This window comes from Pseudomonas medicaginis (assembly GCF_965119365.1).
Taxonomy (GTDB): domain Bacteria; phylum Pseudomonadota; class Gammaproteobacteria; order Pseudomonadales; family Pseudomonadaceae; genus Aquipseudomonas.
This window is the reverse complement of record NZ_OZ221631.1, coordinates 6,618,820-6,642,557: the sequence shown is the minus strand read 5'-3', so window position 1 is coordinate 6,642,557 and position 23,738 is coordinate 6,618,820. Positions and strand designations below refer to the sequence as shown.

The following is a 23,738-nucleotide window of genomic DNA, read 5'->3' as shown; positions in this document are numbered from 1 at the left end:
TCCACCGTGCAAATCAAGAGTCTGTTTACCCGCTCTATTCACCGCTCGATCAACGGCGTGATCAAGGCTGACCAGGATGACGCTGAGTCCGTTTGGCAAGAGCTGGATGAGTACGTCATCACTCGCGAGTTGGATCAGCATCTGCGCAGCTTTTTTGAAAGCTACCTGGCGGCCCTGGACAACCCCCAGGATGCGTCGGGGCGAGTAGGGGTGTGGATCTCCGGTTTCTTCGGTTCGGGTAAATCGCATTTCTTGAAGATCCTCTCCTACCTACTGGAAAACAAACAGGTCAGCAAGGACGCCGTCACGCGCCAGGCCATAGATTTTTTTGAGCGCAAAATCGCCGACCCGATGCTCGCCGCTGATATCAAGCGCGCCATCGCCGCCGAAACGGATGTGCTGCTGTTCAACATCGACAGCAAGGCTGATAGCGGTGACGGCCGCGACGCCATCCTTCGTGTCTTTCTGAAGATCTTCAACGAGCGCCTGGGCTTCTGCGGCGATCACCCGCATATCGCTCACATGGAGCGTCACCTGGACGATCTGGGCAAGTTTGCTGGGTTCAAGCAGGCATTCGCTGACGCTTCAGGCTCCACTTGGGAAAATGAGCGCGACGCCTACCATTTCCAGGTTGATGCGTTGGCTACTGCCCTGTCGAAAACCCTTGGGCAGGAAATCAAGGATGCCGACGCTTGGGTGGAGCGTTTTGAAAACGACTTCAGCCTCAACGTCGAAAGCTTCGCCAAATGGGTGAAGGAGTACCTAGATAAGCGCGGCAAGGATCAGCGCATCGTGTTCCTGGTGGACGAAGTCGGCCAGTTCATTGGCCAGGACACCCACCTGATGCTCAGCCTGCAAACCATCACCGAAAACCTCGGTACGATCTGTGGTGGTCGCGCCTGGGTTCTGGTTACCTCGCAGGAAGACATCGACGCTGTGCTGGGTGAAGTACGCGCCTCCAAGGCTAACGACTTCTCCAAGATTCAGGGTCGCTTCAAAACCCGCTTGTCGCTGTCCAGCGGCAACGTCGATGAAGTCATCCAGCGCCGCCTGCTCGACAAAGAACCAGAGCCCAAGGATGCCCTGCGCAAGATCTACCGCGAGAAGGCTGACATTCTGCGCAACCAGCTCAGCTTCACCAACACTGGGCGCACATACAAAGCGTTCACCGACGAAGACAATTTCGCCGCCGTTTACCCCTTTGTGCCGTATCAGTTCCAGCTGGTGCAGCGCATTTTTGAAAGCGTTCGCAAGGCCGGCGCTACCGGTACCCACTTGGCCCGAGGCGAGCGCTCGCTGCTTGATGCGTTCCAATCAGCCGCCAAGGCCGTCAGTGATAACAACGTCGGCATTCTGGTACCGCTTTACCGCTTCTATCCGTCTATCGAGGGCTTCCTTGAGGGCGTGGTCAAATCGACCATTGACAATGCCGCCAGCAACCCGAGCCTGCAAGAACTCGATCCCCTTGTGTTGAAAACTCTGTTCCTCATCCGATATGTCGATGAGATCAAGGGCAACGTCGACAACCTGATCACCCTGTTTATCGATGAGATCGACGCTGACCGCCAAGGTCTGCGCAAACAGATTGAGGACAGTCTCCAGCGCCTGGAAAAGGAAACCTTGGTCAGTCGTAACGGCGATGATTTTTTCTTTCTGACCAACGAAGAACGTGACATCAGTCGCGAGATCAAGGACGTCGACCTCACTAGCGCCGATGAGGCCCGCGCGCTGGGTCAGTTGCTGTTTGATGAAGCGCTGCGTGGCCAACGCAAGTTTCGCTTCTCCGACAACGGCAAAGACTTTGGCCTCAACCGCCAGTGCGATCTGCATCCCCTAGGCCATCGCGTTGATGGCGACCTGCTGATATCGGTCATCAGCCCCCTGGTGGATGATCGTGGCACTTGGAATGAGCAACGTTGCATTCTTGAATCCAGTCAGGGGGAGGGCAGTGTGCTCTTGCGTCTGGAGGACGAGCGTGACTTGGCCCGTGAACTTCGTCTGTACCTGCAAACAGACAAGTACATCACGCACAAAAACGACGGCACGCTGCCGCACAACACCAAGCGCATCCTTCAGGATCGTGCAGAAGAAAACCGCCAGCGCCGCCAGCGCCTGAGCACCACCGTGGATCGTCTGTTGCGTGAGGCCGATGTGTATGTGGCAGGCAACAAACTTGAAACGAAGGCTTCCAGTGCACCGATGCTAGCGGAGGAGGCGCTCGACTACCTAGTGCGTAATACATTCAGCAAGCTGGGATACATCCAGCACCTGAGTAGTGACCCTCAGAAAGAAATTCAGGCCATGCTGGCCACGCCGCAAACGCCGGGCCTTGACCTGGAGAGCACTGGCGAAGCCAACCCGCGCGCCCTCAAAGAGGTTAGCCAGCACATTGAATTGCTTGCCTCACAATCGCGACGCATCGTCCTGCATGACCTAGCGGAGACCCACTACGGTCGTCGGCCCTATGGTTGGCCGGAATGGGAGACCGTACTGCTGATCGTGCGCCTGCTGCTCAAAGGCGAAGTCAGCCTGATCGGTAACGGTGGCCCGCTGGCACCGCAGCAAATATGGAGTGAAATGTCCACCCCGGCGCGCTGGCGCACCACCGAGATCCAGAAGCGTCAACAAGTCGGCTCCGGCGAGCTGCAAAAAGCCCGTCAGCAATTCAAAGAGGTGTTTCAGAAAATCGCCCCGGATGGCGAGGATAGCCTCTACAGCCTTCTTCAAAACAGTCTGGCTACCTGGGAGGTTGAGTTCAAACAGTGGCGCGCATTGGCTCAGACCGGTCAGTACCCGGGTTTGGACGACATCGACCAGGGCCTTAAGTTGATTGGCAAACTCAAGGCAGCCCCGGATAGCTTTGATGCCATTCAGCTGTTCCTCAAGGAGCGCAGCGCACTGCTCGACCTCTCTGACAGTTACGGCGACCTGGATAACTTCTACAGCAGCCAAAAAACCGCCTGGGACAAACTAGGTGCGGCTCAGCGGGACTTCCAGCCTAACCGGCCCAAGCTGGAGAAGGATGAAAAAGCCGCTCGTGCACTGGCTCGCATAGATGAAATCCTCAGTGCCAAAGCACCGTTCAATCTTATTCGCGAAGGTGAAGGGCTGATCCAAACGATCACCCAGATTAACGACGGCTTCCTCAGGGAGGCCCACGAGCGCGCGGATGCTTGGTTGGACAAGCAATTGGCCAAGGTCAACGCCGAACTGGATGACCTGCAAGCAAGCACGGATCAGCGCAACAAGAGCCTGCTCGCCCTGCAAAACCACCGGCAGAGTATTACCAAACAGCGCAGCCTGGCCCATATCAATGACATGTTGGATGAGGCCCGCGATCTGGCCGATGCCGCTATCGATCATCTGCATCTGTTGGCCGAACAGGCCGCCGCCAAAGCTAAAGTAGCAGCCAGCGCACCGGCACCACTGCCCGTGGCGTCTGGTAGCGGTAACCCTGGTCTGCCAGTAGCAGAGTCCACTACTCCGATTGTTAATACGCCTGCGGCAGTTGTAGCTCCGGCGGCGCCAGTCAAAAAACGCAGGGTAGTGGATGCTCAGCTGCTTGCTGGCTCCGGTTATATCGAGACCCAGGCCGATATCGACAGCTTCCTTGCCAAACTGCGTAATGAGCTTGAGCAGGCAATCGCTGACAATCAACGCGTTGAAATTCGCTAAGGAACAGCCATGTACAAACCAGGCGGTACCATCAAGCAACTGTTGAACAAGGTTGCTTCGCAGGAGTACATCCTGCCGGCGATTCAGCGTGAATTCGTTTGGTGGCCAGAGCAGATCTGCCGGTTGTTCGACAGTCTCATGCAGGGCTACCCCTTCGGCACTTTCCTGTTCTGGCGTATCGCACCGGAGAAGCGCCAGGAGTACCAGTTTTATGATTTTGTCCGTGACTACCATGAGCGCGACAACTATCACTGCGCTCTGCTGAAAGCCCTCCCCGAGCGGGATCTCGTCGCCGTGCTCGACGGCCAGCAGCGTATGACGGCGCTTAACATTGGCCTGCGTGGCTCCTACGCCTGGAAGCTGCCAGGCAAATGGTGGTCGAGCAATGATGCCTTCCCGACGCGTCATCTTTACCTGGATCTGCTGGGCGAGCCTGATGTGGAAACCGGCTCCGAGTACCGTTTTGAGTTTCTCACTGAGACCGCTACGGAACTAACGGTAGAAGGCCAACTGTGGCTTCGCGTTAGTCGCGTCCTGCTCGAGAGCGAGGATGATCTGATCGACAGCTTGGACGAGCTTGATCTCAGTGGTGAACAGCGCCGGCACGCGAAGAAAGTCCTCCGCCATCTTTTCCGCACCGTTCACCACAAAGAGCTGATTAGCTACTACGAAGAAGCAGAGCAGGATCTTGGGCGTGTCCTGAATATCTTCATTCGTATGAACAGTGGCGGTACACCGCTTTCCTACTCGGATCTATTGCTGTCCATTGCTGTGGCGCAGTGGTCGAAGCTTGATGCGCGGCAGGAGATTCATCAGCTCGTCGACCAGATGAACAAAGAGGGTGACCAGTTCAACTTCAGTAAAGACCTAGTGCTCAAAGCCGGTTTGATGTTGTCGGACATTGGCAGCGTCGGCTTCAAGGTGGAAAACTTCAACAAGGCCAACATGGCATTGCTGGAGGAAAACTGGTCACGCATACGCGAGGCATTGCTGCTGTCGGTTCGGTTGCTGGCCAGCTTTGGTTTCAACAGCCAGAACCTACGTGCCGACAGTGCCCTGTTACCCATCGCTTATTACCTGTTCGCCCGCCAACCTGGGGAGGGCTATTTGTCCCGCGTTGAGTATGCTCAGGATCGTGAAAATGTGCGTACGTGGCTGATTCGCAGTCTGCTTAAGGCTTCGGGGATCTGGGGCAGTGGTCTGGACACCCTGCTGACTGCTTTGCGTGAGCAGATTCGAACCCATGCGCAGACAGGCTTCCCTGTATCTCAGATCGAAAGCGTGATGTCTGCGCGCGGTAAGACGCTTTCCTTCACGGAGGACGAGTTGGACGAGTTGGTCGAGCTTCCCTATGGCGACAAGCGAACATTTGCCTTGCTCTCGCTGATCTTCCCAGGCTTCGACTTGTCCAGGCACTTCCATGTAGACCATATTTACCCGCAGGCTCGTTTCACCAAGCCTCAGCTGCGTAAAGCAGGTATCCCGGAAGAGTTGGTAGCAGAGGTTGCGGAAAAGGCTAACCGTCTGGCTAATCTCCAGTTGCTCGAAGGCAGCATCAACAACCAAAAGCGCCAGAAGATGCCACATGACTGGTACGCCCAGTTCAAACCAGATGCCCTCGCGCGCCAGCAGTATCTGGCGGGTCTTGAAATCACCGATCTCCCAGATGCGCTGGCGGAGTTCCCGGCGTTTTATGAACAGCGTCGTAAGGCGCTAAGGGCCCGAATCGTTTCAGCCCTTCAGTAGCCATATTTGCCGAGGAGAAATGCCATCATGGAAGAGCCGCTAAAGGCTACCGACTGGCAGCGAATTACCGATGAGGTAAAGACAACCTATACCTCACACCTTGAGCTCTACAGCTTCAAAAAGTACCCCGCACTCGATTATGAGACCTTCAAGAACACCTTCTCTGCGTTGGCAGAGAAGGTGGATCTATTGGCAGCGCTGCTGTGGAAGTGGGGGCACTGGGGCAAGGACGATTTTCCCTCCAAGCAAAAGTCCTTAATCAGCGAGATCGAGAGTCTGTGGCCTGTTTTTCGAGGCTGGGCGTTATCTGCTGGTGATCAATTCACCCCCGAAGCCACTTTTCAATGGTGGGATAAGCGTTTGGGTAGGCTGCGCTATATCACCAGCGCCTACCTGACTCACCTGATCCATCCGCTACAGGTGCCGATCATCGATCAGCATAATTTCCGCGCCATGAATCATCTGCGGCAAATCCCGTACGCCAAGAAAAAACCATCCACCTGGTGCGATATCGTCCAGCTCAAGCACTTCCTGCGTGAGGCGAGCAAACGATTTCAACGCCCAGAAACTGAATTCGACAAATACCTAATGATGTATGGCCGTGCGCTCAAGCCCCGCAAGGTCAGGTCGTCTCCTAAGGAACAGGCATGAACCGCTCTGCACTCAAGAAATACGCCCCTCAGGCCCGTCTCGACTTTATTGAGGCCGTTACCCTGCGTGCCCGTCGTCTGGGGCTTGATCCGGCAATGTCGGTCAGCGTCGAACAAACGGGCGACGTATTGCTGATTGGTGGCCAGCCGTTCCCGGCCAGCGTAGCCAATCAGCGCTCTGAGCTGGCTCGACGTATTCAGCAACAGGGCTTTAATGCTGTGATAGAGGCGCTGGCTTACACCTGGTTCAACCGCCTGGTAGCCATCCGCTTTATGGAGCTAAAGGGCTACCTGAGCCACGGCTACCGTGTGCTCAGCCACCCGCAAGGCCAACAGCCGGAGATTCTCGATCACGTTCAGCACCTAGATCTGCCAGGCTTGGACAAAGAGGAAGTTATTCGCCTGAAAACAGCAGGTAATCAGGATGAAGCGTTGTACCGCGAGATCCTCCTCGCTCAGTGCCATGAGCTTCACCGTAATATGCCTTTCCTCTTCGAGGCGCTAGACGATGCCACTGAGCTGCTGCTCCCGGACAACCTCCTGCGTACCGACTCGCCCATTGCAAACCTGATCCGCGAAATCGAAGAAGCTGACTGGCAAGAAGTGGAGGTTATTGGCTGGCTGTACCAGTTCTATATCAGTGACAAGAAGGAAGAGGTGACGGGGAAGGTGGTCAAGAGCGAGGATATTCCCGCCGCCACCCAGTTGTTCACTCCTAACTGGATCGTTCAGTACTTGGTGCAGAACAGCCTTGGTCGCCTCTGGCTGATGGCCAACCCCGGCTCCAGCTTGAAAGAAAAAATGCCGTATTACATTGAGCCCGCGGAGCAAACTCCTGAAGTCCAGGCCCAGCTCGATGCACTAATCAAGGTACGGGTGGATGAGGATGGAGGCACGCTCAATCCTGAGTCGCTGACCGTGCTCGATCCAGCCTGCGGTTCTGGTCATATACTGGTGGAAGCCTACAACCTGCTGCGCGCCATCTATGAGGAGCGCGGCTATCGCCTACGCGAGATTCCTCGGCTGATCCTGCAAAAGAACCTCTATGGCCTAGATATCGACGACCGCGCAGCTCAGCTTGCTGGTTTTGCACTGTTGATGAAGGCTCGTGACGATGATCGTCGGCTGTTCGATGATCAGGGAAATCCACCGCATCTCAACGTCATGGCCATTCAGCAAAGCGCGGGTCTGCCGGATGAGGAAATGGCTAGAGTCATCCTCAATGCCGCTATCCAGATCGAAGGTGGTGATGCTTTCCACTCTGGGCAGCTATTCGGCGGTGCTCAGCTGGAAACTCAGCATAGTTCGGGGCTGACTGTACTCGACCTGCGCCAGCTGATTAAGTTGTTTGAGCATGGAAAGACCTATGGCTCGCTGATAAGTGTGCCAGAGCCTCTCAAGGTGAAACTGGCAAAAATCGTTGACCTGCTTGACTGTGTTCGTAATCAGGGGGATGACCTGTCCCGCAGCTATGCCAGTCAGGTGCTGGAGCAGTTTGCTTGGCCGGCTAGCTTGCAGGCTCTCCAATACGATGCAGTGGTGGCGAATCCGCCGTATATGGGGGCAAAAGGTATGAATCTTGTCCTTAAGAACTTCGCAAAAAATGAGTTTCCAGCTTCCAAGGCTGACATGTTTGCGATGTTCATTGAAAAAGGGATTCAGTACGGTAAACATAGCTCGGTTGTTAGTATGGTCACAATGACAAGTTGGATGTTTTTAAGTTCATATGAAGACTTGAGATTAAAGTTTGTTAATAAATATTCTCTCATGGGGGCGGCGGATCTTGGTAGTCGAGCTTTCACAGAGATTTCTGGTCAAAAGGTACAAGTTGTAGCGTTTTCCGCTCTCAAACAATCGCTAGGCAACATGAGGCCACTATTTATAAAGGCTCATGCGGGCGGTGAGAACGATAAGAAGTCAGTGATTTTGGGTGGGGGTGACAGGTTTTGTTTATATAGCAATTCTGACTATTTAAAATTCCCTGGGTGCAGATTTGCTTACTGGGTCTCTCCCGCACAAACAGAGACATTCAAGGCCGAAAGATCCTTGGAAGATACTCTTAGTCCAAGGCAGGGCATGGCTACCTCAAAAAATGATTTATTTTTGAGACTATGGTGGGAGGTAGACCAGTCTAGGGTTTTAAGAAATGCAACAAGTGCTGAAGAAGCATTAATGTCTTGTTGCATGTGGTTTCCCTACAATAAAGGCGGAGCGGCAAGGCGTTGGTTCGGTAATAACGAGCATGTCGTTAATTGGGAAGAGGGTGGGCGTGATTTGCTTGCATTCGCTACCTCACTTTATGGCTCCCCGACAAGAACCATTAAAAATATTCCATATTATTTTAGAGAGTGTATAACCTGGGGTGATATAACCTTCAAGAATAAGTTTGGTGAGGATACTTTTGCTGCACGTTACTCTCCGGCTGGAGCGATATTCGATGTTAAGGGTTCGTCCGGTTTCCCGGCTTCCGAGGATTTACTATCTTTACTGGGACTATTAAATAGTAAGGTATTGCGCTCCTATATGGCAATGTTGAATCCTTCATCTACCTTTCAGGTTGGTGATATAAAATCTGTGCCATATGCTATAGGACGAGAGGCTAAGGCTCAGCTTGGTATTCTTGTCGAAAAGGCTGTCGAGATTTCTAGAGAAGACCACGCAAATCTAGAGTGCTCGCCAGAGTTCACAGGCGAATTTCTCAGTATGCCTGCTGCGCTCGGACTTGGTGACTTTGTTAGTGATTTTATGAAAAAAAGCCTGGCGAAACGAGAAAGCTTGAAAGGGGTCGAAGAAGAAATAAATAGGATCTTAATAAGTGAGTATGGGCTAAGTGGAGATATGTCCGAGTCTGTTGATGACTCGGAGATTACTTTGAATAGCCTATCTGAGGTGGAGTTTTCAGGTCTGCTCGTTTCTTACGCCATCGGCTGCATGATGGGCCGTTACAGTCTCGACGAACCAGGCTTGATCTACGCTCAGAGCGGTAATATCGGCTTGGATACCTCGCGTTATAGCAGGTTCCCGACGGATGCCGATGGCATCATCCCTATCACTGATGAGTCCTGGTTTGAGGACGATGCTGCCGAGCGCATGCGTGAGTTTGTCAAGGTGGTCTGGGGGGCAGAAGCCCAAGTGGAAAATATGGAGTGGCTGGCTGATAGCCTTGGCCGTAAGGCTGGTGAGTCCGCCGACGAAGCCATCCGCCGCTACCTGTCCACCAGCTTCTACAAAGATCACCTGCAAACCTACAAGAAGCGCCCAATCTATTGGCTGTTCTCCAGCGGCAAGCAAAAGGCTTTCGAGTGCTTAGTTTACCTGCACCGCTACAACGAGGGCACGCTCTCACGTATGCGCATGGAGTACGTCGTGCCGCTGCAGAGCCGCATGCAGGCCCGTATCGATAAGCTCACCGACGATATCGACAGCGCCACCAGCAGCATCCAACAAAAAGCCCTGCAAAAGCGTAAAGTTAAGCTCGCCAAGCAACTCGAAGAACTCCGCCGCTTCGACGAAACTCTGCGCCCCTTCGCCGACCAACGGATCACTCTCGACCTAGATGATGGAGTCAAGATTAACTACGGGAAATTTGGTGATTTGCTCGCAGACGTTAAGGTCATTACCGGCGGAAAAGAAGATTAAATATAGAATAATGGGCTACGAGGGGGCTTTACTGCCAAAGGGGTAGAGCCTTTGCTCCATTTGCACGTCAGTCTGTCAGGCTAGCAGCTTGGCCGCTGTGAATGGCTGAACTGGCGCGATAGACCGGTCTTGCTCAAGGACTTACTCGACATAGAGTAGGCTGTGCGAGCGGCATTTGCTGGGCTATGCATGCGAGCAGCCATACTGGGGATAGCGCTGACGCAAGCCGAGCAGGGTCTGCTGATGCGCCAGCAGTTTGAGAAATAGTTGATGCCGTCGGTTTTTGGTTCGTTACGACCACAATTCGAGGCGGCCTATGGCATTTTTTCCAGGAAGGCTAAGTTTTCGAGACGCGCTTTGACTGCCCGATGGTGGTGAGTCAGAGTGATTCATTTCTTTGATGGAAGGCGCTCCATAAGTGCTTTTTAGGTTTTAACCGCTGGGGGCGGTGATTGATGTCTGAGCTATCCGCGCAACTCGAAAGAATCATCGACAGCCTGCAACAGCAGTTTTCCGGCAGCCGAGTGGTTTGGTGGGAGGATCCGCAAGGAGAGTTCAGCGAAACCCTAGAAGCTCTGACGCTGCAAGACGTCCAGATTATACGGCGGTCTGCGACGCCGGCGTTGGCAATCAAGCAGCAAGTCGAGGTGCTTGATCCTGCAGGTCTTTTCCTCATTTATGAAGACAGCATCTGTCCTGAACCTGAACAGGACTGGTTGTTGGATATCCGTCTCTATGCCGCGCCATTTGCAGCAGATCGCACTTCCATGCTGTTGCAGGAACTGGGGCTGCGTCAGCACAGCTTACGTGAGCACTTGAAGGTGCGTAGGGCGTTCTTCGCCAGTAAAGAGCGAGTGACTCGGATTCATCGCCTACTCAGTCCCGATGACGATGAAGCGGCACTGGATCTGAAGATTCTCGCTGTGCTGGTTAAGGCTGAACAAGCCGAGCTGTTTGCCGTGCTTACAGCCATTTTTGCGACCTTGGCCGAAGCTGAGGATCTGGAGAATAACCAGCTGTGGGAGTCAATTACCAAATTCGACATGCAACCAGTTTTTTGGCAACTGATGCAAAAAGCATTTGGCTATCAGTATAGCGAACCGACACTGCGGCATTTTTTGGTGCGGTTGTTCGCCACCGATATGGGACATGCTTTGCATGCTCAGGTTCCGGCCAACCTCAAAGCTCTTCAGTTGAACCCGGCGCGTGCTGCGAATGTTGCTGTATTCTTGTCTCAATGGCGCGATAGCACCCTGCGTCAACATTCCTATGATCGGTTATCGAAGCGTATTGCTACTGATTTGCGTCCATCGGATCTGTTAGCGCAGGTGCCACTAGAGGCGTTAATGGCGGTCGGCACGTTTGTTGATGTTGAGCGGCTTATTGCTGAGCGGCTCCGGGATGCTGTGCTCAATAACACCAGCGAAGCTGTAGGCCAGCAATTGCGTGATATGGCTAGTAAGCGAATGGATGGCTACTGGGCAAACCCACGCTGGCCAGATAACGATGATGCCAATCGCTCTATCTGGTGCGGCTACTACCGTGCGCTGATTGCTGCTTCCGAGCTATTCGAGCTGAGGTTGCGCTACGCAGGCGGCTTTTCCTTTGCCTCGGCTGAGGCGTGTTACAGCGCTTATATCAGCGAGCTTTATCGTTTCGATCAGTTGTATCGGGCATATCACGAGGCTGCTGATGCAGTGTATGCACGCAGTCCTGATGCGCTGTCACCGCTGACCACCCGGGTTGAGCAGGATTATTTGAACGGGTTTCTGCAACCCTTGAGTCAAAAATGGGGCAATTTCCTTGACGCGGGTTTGCTGCAACAGTGGCAAATACCCGAGATATCCAATCAACAGAATTTCTATTCAGAGCATGTGGAACGCTATCTGAAGGGGGGCGAGGAGCGGCGGGTGTTTGTGGTGATCAGTGACGCACTGCGCTATGAGGTCGCACAGGAACTGAATGAATCGCTCAATGGCAAGTATCGTTTCTCCTCTGAACTGAGTAGCCAGCTAGGCGTGCTGCCTTCGTATACTAAGCTTGGGATGGCCAGTTTGTTGCCGCACAAAGCACTGAGCTACACCGATGCTGGCCTGGTACAAGTCGATGGTCTGAGCAGCGATGGTTTGGAGTCACGCAACAAAATTCTGTCGGGTGTAAATGGCCTAGCCCTGCGAGCCGAAGATTTTTTGAACATGAACAAGACCGATGGGCGTGTACTGATCAAGCCCTATCGCGTGATCTACATCTATCACAATAAAATTGATGCTGTCGGTGACTCCTCCAGCACCGAGAGCAGCACCTTCAGTGCCTGCCGCGAAGCCATCGAAGATCTGGAGTCTATCGTTAGTCGCATTATAAACAACCTTAATGGCCATCGCGTCCTGGTGACGGCTGACCACGGTTTTCTGTTCCAAGATTCTGCGCTTGAGGCGCTGGATAAGAGCAAGCTAATCGCGAAGCCGGTAGGCAGTATCGTATCGAAGAAGCGCTATCTGATTGGTCGCAATCTCGGTAGCAGTGATCAGGTACACGCGGGCTTTATTCGAGACACGGCAGGCATCAGTGATGACATGATGTTCTGGTCGCCGAAAGGGGTGAGTCGTTTCCACTTCGTTGGTGGGGCAAGGTTTATTCATGGTGGGGCGAGTTTGCAGGAAGTAGCTGTGCCAGTGCTGAAGGTGCAACAGGTAAGAGGGCAGAAGGCCAAGGAAACAGCCATACGCAAGGCACAGGTCACGGTGTTGGGGAACAATTTCAGCATCACCACGAATCGCTATGTGTTCAATCTGTTGCAAACCGAGCCTGTTTCCGAACGTGTGCATCCGGCAATTTTGCGCGTAGGGTTATTTGATGAGGCCGGCGAAGCCGTCTCGGTTGTTGAGCAGGTTTCCATGGACAGCGATTCGCAGAATCTCGACCAGCGTCAGCGAAAAGTGACTCTCACCCTGTTAAACCGGCCGTTCTCTTCGAGCGAACGTTACTACTTCAAGCTGCTGGACACTGAGACCGACGTCGAGCAGTTCCGCATTGATGTGCGTATCAACTTGGCGATTAGCAATGACTTTGACTTCTGACAGCGGCAACCCAGAGCTCGACCTAGATGCCCGGTTGAACCAGCATTTCACTGGCAAGGTGGTGCGCAAGGATCTGACCAAGCGCTTGAAGGAAGGCGTCAATGTTCCTGTGTATGTGCTGGAGTATCTGCTCGGCATGTATTGCGCCTCAGACAACGAAGAGGTGATTATTGATGGTCTGGAGACTGTAAAGCGCATCCTTGCAGAGAACTATGTGCGCCCAGATGAGGCTGAGAAGGTCAAATCCAAGATTCGGGAGCGTGGCAGCTTTAAGATCATCGATAAGGTTTCAGTCAGCCTGAACGAGCGCCGCGATATCTATCAAGCTCTGTTTATGAATCTGGGAGTCAAAGATGCCGAGATCCCCAGTCGCTTTATCAAGGAGTTCGAGAAGCTCCTGGCGGGAGGTATCTGGTGCATCGTAACGCTGAACTACCTCTTCGAAGAGGGCGCGAAAGGTTCGCCCTTCACTGTGCATGACCTCAAGCCAATTCAGATGCCCAACATGGACATGGAGGCGCTGCTGGAGTCACGTAAGAATTTTAGTGAAGAGCAGTGGATGGATGTGTTGTTGCGCTCGACCGGCATGGAGCCTGCTCATTTCAATGTGCGCACGAAATGGCATCTGCTCACCCGGATGATTGCCTTCGTCGAGAACAACTACAACTGCTGCGAGCTTGGCCCTCGCGGTACAGGTAAGAGTCACATCTACAAGGAAGTCAGCCCCAACAGCATTTTGGTGTCGGGTGGCCAGACCACAGTCGCCAACCTCTTCTACAACATGTCTCGTAGGCAGATTGGCTTGGTCGGGATGTGGGATGTGGTTGCCTTCGATGAGGTAGCGGGTATCTCGTTCAAGGACAAAGACGGGGTGCAGATCATGAAGGACTTCATGGCCTCTGGCTCATTTGCTCGTGGCCGTGACTCAATCTCAGCCTCTGCGAGCATGATGTTTGTCGGAAATATCAACCAACCGGTCGAAACCCTGGTGAAGACCAGCCACCTGCTGGCCCCATTTCCGAGTGCGATGATCGACTCTGCATTTTTTGACCGTTTCCATGCCTACATCCCAGGTTGGGAAGTCCCGAAGATGCGCCCCGAGTTTTTCACCAACCGCTATGGGCTGATCACAGACTATCTGGCGGAGTTCATGCGCGAGATGCGCAAGCGCAACTTTGCCGACGCCATTGACCGTTATTTCAAGCTGGGCAATAACCTCAATCAACGCGACACGATTGCAGTACGCCGGACGGTGTCAGGCCTGCTCAAGCTGCTACATCCGAGCGCTGACTATGACCGCGAAGCGGTACGTCGCTGCTTAGAGTACGCCCTAGAAAGCCGGCGGCGGGTGAAGGAACAACTGAAGAAGATCGGCGGAATGGAATTCTTCGATGTGCACTTCTCGTACATTGATGCTGATACCCTTGAAGAAACCTTCATCAGCGTGCCAGAGCAGGGCGGTGGTGGGTTGATTCCTGAGGGGCAAGGCAAACCAGGGGCAATGCACTTGGTATCCACTGGTGCTAATGGCCATCTGGGGCTGTACCGTCTGGAAACCCAAATCACCGCAGGCAGCGGCAAATTGAACATGTCAGGCCTAGGTAGCAGTTCTTCTGCAAAAGAAGCACTCAAGGTCGCTTTTGATTACTTCAAGGCCAACATCAATCGCGTCAGTGCTGCTTCAAAAGTCGGCGATCACGATTACCACCTACATGTCGTGGAGCTTCATAACACCGGAGCCCCAAAAGCGCTGACCTTGGCAGCTTTCGTCGCTTACTGCTCTGCTTTGATGCAGAGGCCGCTTCAAGCACAAATGGTGGTGTTGGGAGATATGAGCCTTGGCGGAAACGTGATACCCGTGGAGAACTTGGCCGAGTGTATGCAAGTGGCATTCGATGCGGGAGCAAAGCGTATTCTCTTACCGATGGCCAGCGTAATCGACATCCCTACCGTACCGGGTGAGTTGTTTGCCAAGTTCCAGACCAGCTTCTATAGCGATCCGGTAGATGCGGTTTTCAAAGCGCTTGGGGTTAGCTGAGTTTGGATGCATCCCTCCCTGCAAATCGCTGAAGGCAGCACTCATAAATGGTCAAGGTGTCGCTCAAAGCCTGCAGTTATCCGACAGATCATGCGTTACGTAGAGGATCTGTCGGTAGAGGCACTCCGATCCTTGATTGAGTCTGACCTGACAGGGATGAGGTGATTTGGCGGTGTAACTCACGGTTTCTGCAATGTGTGGGGGCTCTATGACTCGTACAACCCAGAAAAAATCTACATCACGGCGAGGCCGGCCCCGGCTCGAAACGCAGCGTACTATCTATCAAATCAAATTGTCCGGGTGGGAGTTCTCATGGTCATTCAGTCTAGCGCTTCCAAATAGTTTTAAGGCTGGCGAAGGCCATTATCATGAGAATTTGATCCTGACTCTGAAGGGCGAAGTGCTCTACCCGGAGAACTTCAAATACCCGGAGGTTGAGTGCCAGCTCTACGCGGATCCTCAATTGGTTCAAGACATAGCCCCCCCAAAAGGAATAGGGTCTATGACAGCAAGCGTGAAACGGTTGGTTGCGTATATAGCAGTGCCCCGCGAGCGGATTGACACCCTGGTTGGTGCAGCCGAACGACTACAGTCCTTAGAGTTGAACGCCACACCTCTGCATTACCGCCGTGCACTGGTTATGTCGATTAATTTGAGTACAGAGCCAGAGCCTGATTGGTGATTCCATTGAGGGCGTCCCTGATCCCCTTAGGCAGACTCCCCAGTGAAACCAATTCATTCAATTCAGTAACTATTTACCACTAGATATTTGTTTCTTTGCCTGTCTGGCAGTTCATTCATTCGTTTGGTTCACTGAGACGGATGTTCGCATACCCTGGACGTCTCTTTATCTGCTCGTTAGGACTCTATAAATATGAGCGACACCAACTACATTGACAAAATATTTGGCGCCGATGGTTCGCAATTTATGCGGTTCGCGCTGAAACTAATTGAAGACTTCGAGGGGGATTCGACTACCTACACGTACATGCCCCCGACCGAATTCGACTCGCTGATGCGGAACGACTGGAAATCTGGCACGAAGGTTTATTGGGAGGAAATGCTAGGGAGGGCACATCTCGCGGCAGCGGCATCCATAATTCGAGCATATCGATGGTCAGATGGAATGGTCGCATGTTACTCGAACAGTTTATTTTTACCTTTCTGTGCATGCTTTCGAGCACTTATTGAGTCCACCGCCGACACGTATGACGCTCTGGGCAATGTAGCTATTACTCTTGCTGAGTGCAGAGCTGATGTAAATTCAGCTCTACAGCTCATGGCAAAACATAGTGTGTTGGCTACAGAGCTAGAGAATAAGCTGATACATTTTTCTCATGCGAGGAAATTGTCCAAGCAGGAGGTGGCGCCGCCCTCTCACACTGCAAAGCAGGCCGCCGAGTATATACGCGCTTTGGAAAAAGCAAACTTGCCTGGTTTATATGAGTGCTATTTAGAACTTTGCCAATACACACATCCTGCTGCTCACAGTGTTGCAAGCTTACTGGTGCCCATTTCAGAAGATTCGTTCTTGTTAGCTCCGGCATATGATCAGATTCGGATTGAGGCGCTAATTGAGAAGCACAAGTCGCTCGTGTTACCGCTTTTGATGTTTGCCTTCAATCCCGGTGCTCTGGTGTTGAAGGTTTTGTTGCACTTCGATACACCGCAGTTCCATTCTCAAAGTATACGTAATATTGACCTTAGTGGGGTCAGTGGATGGGTTCGCTGTGCTAAAAAAATGGGAGTTCAGCCCTAGTTGGCTACAGCCGCACTCTGCCAAGAGTTCTTGATTACTAGCGTAAGGGGGATCTTGACCCGCAATCTTCGGAGGGTAGAAGGAATGCCCGGCCCTCCATCAGAGGCAGATTACTACTATTGAGGCCTCGTGGTGATCTTGAGGCCGTCCAGGTCGCCGGCACAAGCTCGCCATTCGACTTTTTAATGAGAATCGTTTCGCGCTCTGTGCTCGGAGGATTGATACCGTTCGTCTGGTTTTAAGCGAGGCTTAGAAGATCATCCTTAAAAAATAAGGTCGTCGGTTTTTGTAAAGTTTTGAGAGCGTTATGAGGCATAAATGTACGAAAAACATTACGATAATTGTCTATCTATATAGGCGTTGTCGGTAAAACACCCAATAAAATATGTCGTTTCACTCACTCACCCATCCGACTTATTGGCTTTCTGGTGTTCATAACCATTCTGACGGGTTGAGACTACTCCGCCAAAAGTTTGAAGACAGGCCCCAAGCGCACGCTGCCCTTGGGGCTTTTTCATTTATTGGCGCAGGCCAGGTTCGTGGATCGAGGACACCGCGCGATCCAGGTCTTGGTCACAAGTCCAGATCCAATAACGCCTGCATCCCCCCCGCCAATCCAGTTTTTTCTGCCTGACTTGCCGTGCTATCACCCCCACGGTCGGTAATTTGCCGGTAACTCATGCCGTGTGGGTGTCTTCTCTTCGTGATAGTGCGGTTTGCCCTGGGGAGAATTCATCAAGGTCGAATTGGCCAGGATCGTCTCCGTCAGCAAACAGTCCTCGCCTTCCCCGAACCAGCAGGCCAGCGCCGAGTTTCGGTTGCCGTGCAGGTCCACGACGGCCGGCCAGTTTTCGATGCCGTGGGCGTCACTGGGGGCAATGTCGGGGTAATGCTTGGGCGGCAGGACCAGTGCATCACCGGGCCGCAGCCACAGGTCAGCCAGATAAATTTCCCTGGCCGCAGGACGCCAGCGGGCGACGCTGATCACCAGCGGCAAACGTCCGTAGCGGGAAAAGAACGCGTGGGGGAAGTTGTGGTATTCGAGGTCGGTCGGGTTGTAGGTCAGCAGCTCGCGCTGGCGCGCCGGGCCCAGGTAGGGAGATTGGTGGCCAGCCCATTTGCCGTAGGTGTATTGGCCCAGGATCAGTTGGTCGTACTCGAAACGCAGGCATTCGCCGTTGCCGAGCAGGGTCATGCCGAAGGCTTGCGCCGTTTCCTTGGTTGCCCAGATCGGTGCGTAGTGCACTTCGCTGGCGTGGAAGTCGAACGTCTTGATCCAGTAGGAGCCGCTGTTCGTTGCAACCTCACGGTCCCTCCAACTGATGCCGGAGTAGCGAGTACCCAGGGACAGGGCCGGGTTCTCGGGGCTGAGCTGGATCAGGTGGCCGCGCTCCTGGACGCTCGGTCGTGCCAGGCCATGGTCGTTGAACAGGTAGGGAAACCGGTGGGGATCGAGGGCTTTTTCCACGCCATCGCCGATAAAGGGAACACTGTTGAAGACTTGCATCGGATGGGGACCACGCACGCAAGAAGGCTAGAGGAAGGGCGCTCAATCGCCCGACGAACCTGTGGGAGCGAGCTTGCTCGCGATAGCGATGGGCCGGCTTGCATCAATGTTGAATGTGCCGCCGCCATCGCGAGCAAGCTCGCTCCCACAGGGAATATCACTGTCGGGTATCAACTGTACGGACGATGCTGCTCACGCAACCAGTCCATGCCGTGAGGTTGGCGCCACGGCCGGACGGCGGCGCGCTTTTCAACCTGGGTCAGGCACAAGGCGTCCATCCAGTAGTAGACCATCAACAGATGAAACACCTCATCGCCGCGCCGGTCCCAAATGACGTCATCCTGCTGGCGACCCGGTTCGATGGGCTTGAGCCGGCAGTCGCCCTGGTCGTGCATGCCCTGCAGGCAGGTTCCCGTCTCGTAGTTGATCAGCAGTACCGGGTGGCTGATTTCCGGGTAGGGTTTTTCCAGCTCGGGCATGTACCAGAATTGCCCTGGGTTGCACCTGTCCGGCGTCTGCATGGCGATACGGGTCCGGTTTTGCGGATCGACCGCCAGTGCCGGTTTATCCCCAGTATTGTTGCGCACGATGTACAGCGCGGTGCGAGAGTCTTCCTCGGTCGTTGCGGTTTTTACCAACTTGACCTTGCCGAACGAGTCGTGGGAAAGCCGAGCCTTGACCTTCACCGTTGGGTTGAGGTCCTTGCCTGCCTGGCCAAAGCCGGCAATGAGTCCATCGACACCGGGCACCTCGAAGTCATTCCCTGCCAGTACATAGGTCAGGCCGGACAACGGGTTGGGTTGCATGTGCTTGGTCAGCGTGTCCCAACGTGCGAGCGACACTTCGCTGGCGCCGTTGGCCAGCAGGGCTTCACGCATGGCATACGTCGGGTAGTAACGTGCGTCGCGCGGCCAGCGCTCAGTGGCCATCAGCAATTTTTGCCCGCTTTTTTGTCTCAGCAGCAGGGCCAGCGCATCCCAGAACTGTTCAAATTCCGTGGTCGATGCATCCGCGGCGGGTGGGTAGTGGAAGCTTTCGCTGGTTTCCTTGCTTTTGTTGTCGACGAACACCATTCGCAAGGCAGGGCGGGTTGCCGCGGCCTTGGAGGTGGCTTGCCGTCCGGAGCGGCCTAGGACCACCACCGACTCCTGCCAATTGGCTTCGATTTCCGCCTTGTAGCTGGTGTACCACTGGTAGGCCTGCTCCAGAGCCGTACGGGTCTCGCCTTCCTTGACGAAGCGATAGACCGGCGCGATTGCCAACTCCACGACTGTCGGGTCGTCGGGCAGCGATTCGCGCCATTTGCCGAACTCCGCATTGCAATTGCTCGGGTCCACTGTGTTGAACGCGATGGCGTGCGTGCCGCCCCGGGTGGTCAGGTTGGCGTTGCGATGGGCGATGTTTTTCTTGACCTTTTCCGAGATCGAGGTGGTCGCGCTGCCGCTGACAAAGGCGCCGTATTCGGCCTTGACCATGGCATCGAGGGTGTTGGTCTGGCTGAGGAAACTCTTGAGTGCAGTCATCGCATAGTTCAGCGAACCACCGACAGTCACTTCGCTGATGATATCGGCACCAAAGTCCACCAGGAAATTGAAGAACGGCGCCGGATTGCTCGGGTCGAAGGCCTTGGGCAGCTCGTCGATGCGCTTCTTGAACGCTTCCGTCGCATTGGCGGGGCTGACGTCGAGGGTCAGTTTCCATAACCGCACCGTGTGACTGTAGAGCGCGGCTTCGCGCTCTACGAGCGTCTTGATTTCGCTGCCGAAGGTGGCTTTGAAACCGGCGGAAAAGGCGCCGTATTTGCCGGAGGCTTCGACACTCGTCTGGGTATGTCTTTCGAACTCGTCGCGGGAGGCAAACGTCTCGGTTGAGAAATTGTCGTTGGCCACGACCGTGGACATGGTGACGTTTTTCCCCACGTTGTAAGACGTTTTCCGGTACGGGATGGCGCGTTTGCCCGACTCGGTATCACCGACCTTCTGACATTCCTTGCTATCGCCGGCCCAATCGAGCCGGTTCAGTCCACGCCCCAGCAGTTGCGAACCGCCGATATCCCGCACGTCATCGCCTGCGTTGCCCTTCAGTCCATCGTTCATCGTCTTTCTCCCATCGTTCAGGTGGTATCAACTGGGTGCCAATTGATGGGAGTGAGTATCGGGAGGGCCGTGATAACCGGACAGTCCAGAGCGGTGTCAGTCCGGTATCAGTTCAGTATCAGGCCAAATGCCATCTTTTCATTAACCCGCAGAGAGGCGCAGGAGTACACTCGACCGGCTGCCGTTGTCCCAGGGTAGAAGGGCTATCGACATGGACTCCCGACACAATACCTTTGTTGCCCTGCCCAAGCGTGATGCCTCGATATCCGACGGCCGTGTCCTGCTGGACGCGGTGTCGTTGAAAGGCCTGCGCAAACAGCATGGCCTGAGCCAGGAAACCCTGGCCGAGGCCTGCCTGAACCGGCATTTGTGCGTCTCGATCGCCTCCATCAAGCGGGCCGAAACCGGCAAGCCGGTGCTTTACCGCACGGCTCGGCACTTGGCGACGGCCTTCGGGGTCGATGTGAGTGAGCTGCTGAGCACTCCCGCCTCGGTGGCTTTGGCGCACATCCAACAGACGATGAGCGCGGTGTACCAGACGGCCTTAGCGCAACAGGCGCAGAAACAGGTCGATGACAGCATCATTCGCTACGTACTCGAACTGTCCTTTCGGATCGATGGGTTGCCAGGGGCGACGCTCATGGAGGAAGTCGAGCGTCTGGTGCGTCGGTTCGGAGGCGTTCCTCTGGGGATGACACAGGATGTGGTAATCGCCCAATTCGGCTCTCCCCAGGCGTATCGCAGCGATAGCGAACGGGGACTGCTCTGCGCGTTGGCGCTGAGCCGCGAGCAATTCGTCACGCCAGGGCATGCCTTGGTGCTGCGGCTTGTGCGCCTGAGTGCCGAAGCGACATACCCCCATGCCGAGCCTGCTTTGCTCGCGCAAAAGCCGTTGCTGGATCGTCACGGGAATGCGCCGGTGTATGTTGCGCAGAACCTGCTGGAACAACTCGCTGCCCGGTTTGAGTTTTCCGCCTCCGACGATGAGTTTCAGGCCTATCGCAAATGCCTGCGCCCGCGCAGCCTCGACGAAAACGCACCGCGTCCGTTGGTGGGGCGAGCCATCGAGCTGTTGCAGTTCAAGGCTGTGATCGAGGCCACCCAGGAATGTCAGGACGGGCATGTCGTGTATGTGCGCGGCATGGCGGGCATTGGCAAGACCCGGTTGGTCAGCGAGTTTCTCGAAATGGCTCGGCAGCGTGGCTTTGCCTGCCATCGCGGCGATGTGCTGGATTTCGGCATGGACAACAGTCTGTGGCCCCTGGGGCAATTGGTGGGCAGCCTGCTCAATCTCGGTGGGACGCCGCCCATTAGCGCGTCGCTGTTGGACGCAGCCTTGTCCCGCCTGAAAGTGACCGCCGAACATCGCATGTTCCTGCACGTGCTGATGGGCGTGTCGTCTGCCGAACCGCCCATCCTGTATGGCGCGATGAGCAACCAGGCTCGTACCCAGGGGCTGTTCCAGGCTTTGCTCGACGTGTTGCTGCGCGTCGCGGTGCAACAGCCCTTGGTGATCTGCTTCGAAGACCTGCACTGGGGCGACACCACGCTGTTTACGCTGCTGGGCAAGCTGCTCGATGCCACTGACGAAGCGCCGGTTGTCTGGCTGCTGACGTCCCGCCCCGAAGATGACCCGCTGGGCGGCGAAATCCGTTCGTATTCCTCCAGCCCCATGAGTCTGCTCGACATCGCGCCGATCCGGGCGCGGGAGGCCACGGTGCTGGCGGAGCAATTCATCGATGTCGATCCGCGCTACCGGGCTGAATGTGTTGCCCGCGCCCAGGGCAATCCGCTGTACTTGACGCAACTGCTGTCGAGCCAGGAAGGTATTTTCCCCGACAGTCTGCGGCATCTGGTCCAGACCCGCTTTGACAAGCTGGCCCCCGAGCAGCGTCGTGCCTTGCATTACGCCGCGGTGCTGGGTAATCGTTTCGAGCTGACGCTGTGGCGCCAAGCGCTGGGGCAGCCCGGTTATCTGCCGACGGCGGACATGCGCCAGGGGCTGCTGCGGGAAATCGAGCCAGGCAGCTATCTGTTTGTCCACGACCTGGTCATGCACTGCCTCTACGACGCGATGCCTACGTTGCTTCGCGAGCAGTTGCACGGTGAGGTGGCGAGCCTCTACCGCGAGCGCGACCGGGTGCTCTATGCCCAGCATCTGCTGCGGGCCAACGATCCGGCGGCGTTCGACGCGTTGTTGCTGGCCATGGGCGAAAAACGCCTGGCCTGCCAGTACGACAGTGTCCTTGCGCTGGCACGGCAGTGCGCGGTGTTTGCCGAGCGTACGCAGGGCGATTTTTCCTTCGCGTTGCTGTGCGGCCAGGCGTGCTCGGGCCTGGGCCAGACCTTGGAAGCTCGGGCGCATTTCCAGCGGGCCTTGGCCTTGGCCGAGCAGCCACAGGATCAGATCGAGGTCGCGCTGGGGCTGGCAGCGGTCCTCAATACGCTCGATTGCCTGGACGAGGAGGAGCGCCTGATCGAGGGCATGTTGCCCATCGCCCGGGCCATGCAGGCGCATACGGCGCTGGCCCGGTTGAGTCACTTGCACGGGAACATCTATTTTCCACGAGGCGATTACGCCGAGTGTCGCCGGCTCCATGAAGAGGCCTTGTCCTGTGCCCGCATCGGTCGGGACCTGGAAACCGAGGCCAAGGCCTTGAGTGGCATTGGCGACTCCTATTACGCACAAGGGCGCATGCAGACCGCCTACGAGGTGTTCGATCAATGCGTACGCCTGTGCGAGCGCAATGGGCTGGCGCATGTGGAGGCGGGCAATCGCAGCGCCCGTGGATCGGCGCAGCTGTACCTGGGCCAGCCGGAGCAGGCTTTGCGTGACGCTATGGAGGCCATCGAATGCAGCACCCGGCTGGGCAATCATCGGGCACAGGTTTTCTCGCGGCTCACGGCGGCCTGGGTGCTGGTGGCGGGCGGCCAGGATGCCTTGGCGGAGCAAGAGCTGACCTGCGCCCTGGCACTGGCGCGCAACCTCGGCGCCAGCCGTTTCGAAGCGATCCTGCTGGAAGGGTTGGCGCGGGTGGCGTTGCGCCAGGGCGAGCGCGGGCTGGCGCAGACCTTGATCATGGAGGCGGCGAGCCTGGTGGAGCGCTTCGAACTGCAGCGCTACATCGGGCCGTGGGTCTACGGCAGTCTGGCGATGATCAGCGACGATGGGCCGCTCAGCCAACAGGCCTTGGCGAAGGGCGAAGCCCAGCTCACCCTGGCCTGCCTGGCCCACAACGCTTTGCGCTTTCGCGTGGCCGCCGCTGAAACCTGCCTGTTGGCGGGCAATACCGAACAGGCGATCTGGCATGGGCAACAGATGGCGGCATTGCCCGAGTCGGCGTCATGCGCCTGGATCACCCACCATGTGCGGTTGATCGACGTAGCGGGGCAGTGGCTGCGCAGCGCCGATCCAGCCAGCGGCGAAAACTTGAAAGGGATGGCGCGCGAAGCGCAGCAGATGGGATTCGTGGCGACGATGCCGCGGTTGTTGCACGTGCTGGAGACTTGATCGCCTCCAGGCACTCCGTTGATGCCTGAGACAAACCGCA

Annotated in this window: 10 protein-coding genes; 8 read left to right on the top strand and 2 right to left on the bottom strand. The window is 55.4% G+C overall.

Annotated features, from left to right (window positions below):
• Positions 1 to 6 precede the first annotated feature (6 nt).
• The 7 genes from brxC to ACMTA2_RS29250 all read left to right on the top strand — a co-directional run bounded on the left by brxC (position 7) and on the right by ACMTA2_RS29250 (position 16,584).
• Positions 7 to 3,675 carry a BREX system P-loop protein BrxC gene (gene brxC, locus ACMTA2_RS29280; protein WP_413792873.1) on the top strand — a complete coding sequence of 1,223 codons (3,669 nt, stop codon included), beginning with the start codon at positions 7 to 9 and terminating at the stop codon, positions 3,673 to 3,675.
• 9 nt (positions 3,676 to 3,684) lie between these two features.
• Positions 3,685 to 5,421 (top strand): DUF262 domain-containing protein, encoded by a 1,737-nt coding sequence (locus ACMTA2_RS29275; protein ID WP_413792872.1) that lies wholly within the window; start codon positions 3,685 to 3,687, stop codon positions 5,419 to 5,421.
• Positions 5,422 to 5,448: 27 nt separating this feature from the next.
• Complete coding sequence (locus ACMTA2_RS29270; RefSeq protein WP_413792871.1) at positions 5,449 to 6,072, top strand: hypothetical protein; 624 nt, start codon at positions 5,449 to 5,451, stop codon at positions 6,070 to 6,072.
• A complete protein-coding gene (gene pglX, locus ACMTA2_RS29265) occupies positions 6,069 to 9,710 on the top strand; it encodes a BREX-1 system adenine-specific DNA-methyltransferase PglX (protein WP_413792870.1) in 3,642 nt (1,213 codons plus the stop codon). The genes ACMTA2_RS29270 and pglX overlap by 4 nt, the downstream gene beginning before the upstream one ends.
• Before the next feature lie 455 nt (positions 9,711 to 10,165).
• A complete protein-coding gene (gene pglZ, locus ACMTA2_RS29260) occupies positions 10,166 to 12,787 on the top strand; it encodes a BREX-1 system phosphatase PglZ type A (protein WP_413792869.1) in 2,622 nt (873 codons plus the stop codon).
• The gene (gene brxL, locus ACMTA2_RS29255; RefSeq protein WP_413792868.1) at positions 12,771 to 14,825 is read left to right on the top strand and encodes a protease Lon-related BREX system protein BrxL; all 2,055 of its coding nucleotides are present in this window, start codon (positions 12,771 to 12,773) and stop codon (positions 14,823 to 14,825) included. Before pglZ ends, brxL begins: the two co-directional genes overlap by 17 nt.
• Before the next feature lie 874 nt (positions 14,826 to 15,699).
• Complete coding sequence (locus ACMTA2_RS29250) at positions 15,700 to 16,584, top strand: hypothetical protein (protein ID WP_413792867.1); 885 nt, start codon at positions 15,700 to 15,702, stop codon at positions 16,582 to 16,584.
• Between the two features lie 646 nt (positions 16,585 to 17,230).
• Here the strand turns inward: ACMTA2_RS29250 and ACMTA2_RS29245 are convergent.
• Positions 17,231 to 18,091, bottom strand: coding sequence for a hypothetical protein (locus tag ACMTA2_RS29245; RefSeq protein WP_413792866.1), 861 nt, complete (start codon positions 18,089 to 18,091; stop codon positions 17,231 to 17,233).
• 170 nt (positions 18,092 to 18,261) lie between these two features.
• Positions 18,262 to 20,187, bottom strand: a complete 1,926-nt coding sequence (locus ACMTA2_RS29240) for an MAC/perforin domain-containing protein (protein ID WP_413792865.1) — start codon at positions 20,185 to 20,187, stop codon at positions 18,262 to 18,264.
• 211 nt (positions 20,188 to 20,398) lie between these two features.
• On the opposite strand from ACMTA2_RS29240, the gene ACMTA2_RS29235 reads away from it, so the two are divergent.
• Positions 20,399 to 23,698 (top strand): AAA family ATPase, encoded by a 3,300-nt coding sequence (locus tag ACMTA2_RS29235; protein WP_413792864.1) that lies wholly within the window; start codon positions 20,399 to 20,401, stop codon positions 23,696 to 23,698.
• Positions 23,699 to 23,738 lie beyond the last annotated feature (40 nt).

Bases quoted from the DNA above. Each gene is read 5' to 3' on its own strand.
- ACMTA2_RS29275 (WP_413792872.1), top strand. From the start codon at position 3,685: ATGTACAAACCAGGCGGTACCATCAAGCAACTGTTGAACAAGGTTGCT.
- ACMTA2_RS29270 (WP_413792871.1), top strand. From the start codon at position 5,449: ATGGAAGAGCCGCTAAAGGCTACCGACTGGCAGCGAATTACCGATGAG.
- pglX (WP_413792870.1), top strand. From the start codon at position 6,069: ATGAACCGCTCTGCACTCAAGAAATACGCCCCTCAGGCCCGTCTCGAC.
- pglZ (WP_413792869.1), top strand. From the start codon at position 10,166: ATGTCTGAGCTATCCGCGCAACTCGAAAGAATCATCGACAGCCTGCAA.
- brxL (WP_413792868.1), top strand. From the start codon at position 12,771: ATGACTTTGACTTCTGACAGCGGCAACCCAGAGCTCGACCTAGATGCC.
- ACMTA2_RS29250 (WP_413792867.1), top strand. From the start codon at position 15,700: ATGAGCGACACCAACTACATTGACAAAATATTTGGCGCCGATGGTTCG.
- ACMTA2_RS29245 (WP_413792866.1), bottom strand. From the start codon at position 18,091: ATGCAAGTCTTCAACAGTGTTCCCTTTATCGGCGATGGCGTGGAAAAA.
- ACMTA2_RS29240 (WP_413792865.1), bottom strand. From the start codon at position 20,187: ATGAACGATGGACTGAAGGGCAACGCAGGCGATGACGTGCGGGATATC.
- ACMTA2_RS29235 (WP_413792864.1), top strand. From the start codon at position 20,399: ATGGACTCCCGACACAATACCTTTGTTGCCCTGCCCAAGCGTGATGCC.